General features: G+C 62.3%; 4 protein-coding genes and 1 pseudogene. 1 reads left to right on the top strand and 4 read right to left on the bottom strand.

Annotation, left to right across the window (positions count from 1 at the left end; all coding sequences use genetic code 11):
* The 3 genes and pseudogenes from QCE62_RS34885 to proC all read right to left on the bottom strand — a co-directional run.
* Nucleotides 1-420, bottom strand: a pseudogene (locus QCE62_RS34885) (electron transfer flavoprotein subunit alpha/FixB family protein); the annotation flags it as partial.
* Nucleotides 421-422: 2 nt separating this feature from the next.
* Nucleotides 423-1172 carry an electron transfer flavoprotein subunit beta/FixA family protein gene (locus QCE62_RS34880; RefSeq protein ID WP_309927965.1) on the bottom strand — a complete coding sequence of 250 codons (750 nt, stop codon included), beginning with the start codon at nucleotides 1170-1172 and terminating at the stop codon, nucleotides 423-425.
* Between the two features lie 27 nt (nucleotides 1173-1199).
* Nucleotides 1200-2009: a pyrroline-5-carboxylate reductase gene (gene proC / locus QCE62_RS34875; protein WP_309927963.1), complete on the bottom strand. Its 810-nt coding sequence runs from the start codon at nucleotides 2007-2009 to the stop codon at nucleotides 1200-1202.
* Between the two features lie 70 nt (nucleotides 2010-2079).
* Between proC and QCE62_RS34870 the strand changes: the two genes are divergently transcribed.
* A complete protein-coding gene (locus QCE62_RS34870) occupies nucleotides 2080-2907 on the top strand; it encodes an IclR family transcriptional regulator (protein WP_250510646.1) in 828 nt (275 codons plus the stop codon).
* Here the strand turns inward: QCE62_RS34870 and dapA are convergent, their stop codons facing one another.
* Complete coding sequence (gene dapA / locus QCE62_RS34865; RefSeq protein WP_309927962.1) at nucleotides 2908-3813, bottom strand: 4-hydroxy-tetrahydrodipicolinate synthase; 906 nt, start codon at nucleotides 3811-3813, stop codon at nucleotides 2908-2910.
* Nucleotides 3814-3980 lie beyond the last annotated feature (167 nt).

Genomic DNA, 3980 nt, shown 5'->3' with positions numbered 1-3980 from the left:
ATCGCTCGATTGCACCGTCGCGATGGCATTGCCCGCGTAGATCGGACGCTCGAAAGTATCCGCGCTGTCGACGGCGGTGATGTCGCTGATCTGCGCGACGTCGAGATGCGCGGCGATCCGCGGCGCGATGTTCTTGCCGTAAGCCGTAGCCGGCGCGAGGATGTGCGAATAGTCCTTCGCGATGTTCAGCACCGTGCCTTCGACGTTTTCCGCGAGGCCGTCGGCAAGTTGAGGCGCATCGGCGAGCAGGACTGTGGCCACGCCTGCAATCTTCGCGGCGGCATCCGCTGCACCTTGCGCGTTAAAGCCTGCGACCAGCACATGCACGTCGCCGCCGATCTTTGTGGCCGCTGCAACCGTATTCAGCGTGGCTGCCTTGATCGACGCGTTGTCGTGTTCCGCAATTACCAGAATCGTCATGTTCAGATCACCTTCGCTTCGTTCTTCAGCTTCTCGACCAGGGTCTTCACGTCGGGCACCGCGATACCGGCGCGGCGCTTCGGCGGCTCGACGACCTTCAGCGTCTTCAACCGCGGCGCAACATCGACGCCGAGTTCGGCAGGCGTCATCGTGCTCAACGGCTTCTTCTTCGCCTTCATGATGTTCGGCAGCGTGACGTAACGCGGCTCGTTCAGGCGCAAGTCCGTCGTGATGATTGCCGGCAGCTTCAGCGACAGCGTTTCCGCACCGCCATCCACTTCGCGTGAGACAGAAGCGCGGCCATCGGCAATCACGACTTTCGAGGCGAACGTCGCTTGCGGCAACCCCGCCAAGGCAGCGAGCATCTGACCGGTCTGATTCGAATCGTCATCGATAGCCTGCTTGCCGAGAATGACGAGCTCAGGCTTTTCCTGATCGATCAACGCCTTCAGGATCTTCGCGACGGCGAGCGGCTGAAGCTCTTCCGCCGTCTCCACCAGCACCGCGCGATCCGCACCGATGGCAAGCGCCGTGCGCAAGGTTTCCTGACATTGCGTCACACCGCACGACACGGCGATCACTTCAGTCGCGATGCCCGCTTCCTTCAGACGCACTGCTTCCTCAACGGCGATTTCATCGAACGGGTTCATCGACATCTTCACGTTGGCGAGTTCCACGCCCGTGTTGTCCGACTTCACGCGCACCTTCACGTTGTAATCCACCACGCGTTTGACGGTTACGATAACTTTCATAAGCTTGAGATGAGAGTGAAATTATCTTTACTGCGCGCCCAGTTCGCGGGCCAGTTCATCCGAGCGCGCCTGTGCCGCACGCACGCCGCGCCCGATTTCTTCCTTGATGCCGGACTGTTCGAACGAGGCCAGCGCGGCCGCCGTCGTGCCGCCCTTCGACGTCACCCGCTCGCGCAACACTGCCGCCGTTTCACCCGACTGCCGCGCCAGCGCCGATGCACCGAAGAACGTCTCCAGCGCCAGCGTGCGCGCCTGCCCGGCATCGAGCCCGGCGCTTTCGCCCGCAGCGATCAATGATTCGATGAAATAGAACACGTAGGCCGGCCCGCTTCCCGACACTGCCGTGACCGCATCGAGTTGTGCTTCGTGCTCGACCCACAGCGTAGCGCCCACCGAACTCATGACGGCATTCGCCTGCTCGCGCATGTCGGGCGTCACGTCTGGCGCCGCGTGCAGTCCCGTCATGCCCATGCCGATCAACGCGGGCGTGTTCGGCATCGACCGGACGATGGCCGCGTAGCCGCCGAGCCAACGCGAGATATCCGCGATGCGCACGCCCGCCGCGACGCTGATGACGAGTTGCCGCTTGAGCAACGGAGCAAGCGCGGCGCACACCTTCTCCAGAATTTGCGGCTTCACGGCGAGCACGACTGCATCGACGCCTTCCGCCGATGCAAGGCGCTCCGCCGTAGCGACACCCAGTTCCTGCGCGGCTGCTTGCCGCTTGCTTTCGTCGGGATCGACGGCCAGCAGGTCATGCGGGGTTGCGCCTCGTCGAATGAGTCCGCCCATCAAAGCCGAAGCGAGATTACCTGCGCCGATGAAGGCGAATTTCATATCGTTTTCCTGAGTTAAGCATCTTTGATTGAACTACAATCGAAGCCATCGGAATACAATCATTGGCCCCATGCCCAAGGCATCATCCACGTCTGCGCGCAGCACGCGCGAAGCATCCGGCGAGCGCTCTTCGCTGTTCGTCGGTTCCGCTGAAAAGACCTTCCGTGTGCTGCACGCCTTCGACGGTCCGAACCGGCAGATGACGCTTGCAGATCTCGCCAAGGCTTCGTCGCTGGACCGCAGCGCCGCGCAACGCATCGTTCATACGCTCGAAGCGCTCGGCTATCTGGCGCGTGTGCCTGAAACGCGCGACTACCGTCTCACGACCAAGGTTCTGCAGTTTTCGTATAACTACATCCGCGCCAACGAGCTGATCGATAAAGCCTCGCCTTATTTGCTCGACATCAGCCGTCATCTCGGCGAAACCACGAACCTGCACGAGATCGACGGCAATGAGATCGTGTTTGTCGCGCGCTTTCCCGGCCGCCATCTCTTCAACGTGGATATCGCGCTGGGCGCGCGTCTTCCCGCGCTTTATACGGCGTCCGGCATCGCCATTCTTTCGCGTCTTCCCGAGAAGCAGCTGAAGGCCGTCATGTCGCGCACACCGCTCGAACGCATGACGCCCTATACCGAAACCGATCAGAAGAAGCTGCTCGAACGCGTGCATCAGGCATCGCGCCGGGGCTATAGCGTCATCGAGAATGAAACCGTGCTGGGCGACATCGCCGTGGCCGCGCCGATCACCGATCATGACGGCACCGCTGTGGCCGCCGTCAACATCTCGGTGCCCACCACGCGCTGGACCATCGAGCGTGTCGAGGCGGAACTGGTCAAGCACGTACAGGTCGCCGCGACCTCCATCTCGAAGTCGCGGCTGCCGATGTCGCGCCGCTGATCAGCGTCCTTCGAAGATCGCCAGCTGCTTCCTCAGCTCGGCGCGCAGGTTGCCCGACAGCGTGTCGTCGGCACGAACCAGCGGCGCGAGCATGTCCGGCGCATTCACGCCGATCAGGTCCATGACCGACTTCATCGGGCCCGGATTGGTTTCGGCGAACGCGAGGTTCATCAGCGGGATCAGCGAGCGATGCATCGCGAGCGCTTCCTGCGTCTTGCCTGCGCTGGCGAGTTCGAAGATACGGCGCCATGCCGTCGGCAACAGCGACGCCGTCACGACGATACCGCCCCGCGCCCCCGCCGCCACGTGGAGCGGGAACAAGGTGTCTTCACCGCTCAACACCGCGAAGGAATCATCGACGCCCGCGACTACGCGCAGGAAGTGATACATGTCGGTGTTGCACGCCTTCATGCCGATGATGCGTTCATGCTTCGACAACTCATGAATGACCTCGGGCGCAATCGCGATACGCGTGCGGTACGGGATTTCGTACAGCAGGATGGGCACAGGGGATTCGTCGGCGTAGCGCAGAAAGTAATCGCGGATGCCGGCCTGCGTCGGGTTCGTGTAATACGGCGTCAGCACGAGCAAGGCGTCGGCGCCGGCGGCGGCGAAGTCCTTCGCGGCTTTCATTGCATCGTGATATCCCGGATCGAGCACGCCGGCGACCACCGGAATGCGGCCCGCTGCTTCGCGCGCGGTCAGGTCGACCATGCGCACGCGCTGCTCGCTCGACAGCGCGCCGTATTCGCCCGTGCCGCCCAGCGGCAGTACGCCGTCGATGCCCTGTTCGAGCAGATAGCGCAGCAAGGCGCGGGTGGCATCGACGTGGATGGTATCGTCCGGATTCACCGGCGTGGGAATCGCGGGCAGGATGCCATGCAAGGATTGAGACGTCAGCGACATACGATTTTCTCTAAATTTGAATGGCTCAGGATGCCGTGCTTCGACGACGCAAGCGGTCGGCAATGGAAATCAGAATGGAGATGAACACGAACAGCAGCGTCGAGACAGCGGCGATCACCGGCGAGATCTGCATCGTGGTCTCGTCCCAGAACTGCTTGGGCAGCGTC

Origin of the sequence: Caballeronia sp. LZ033 (genome assembly GCF_031451265.1) — a bacterium.
Taxonomy (GTDB): Bacteria; Pseudomonadota; Gammaproteobacteria; order Burkholderiales; family Burkholderiaceae; genus Caballeronia.
Note: the sequence above shows the minus strand (reverse complement) of the source record. Positions and strands in the feature narration are given on the sequence as shown.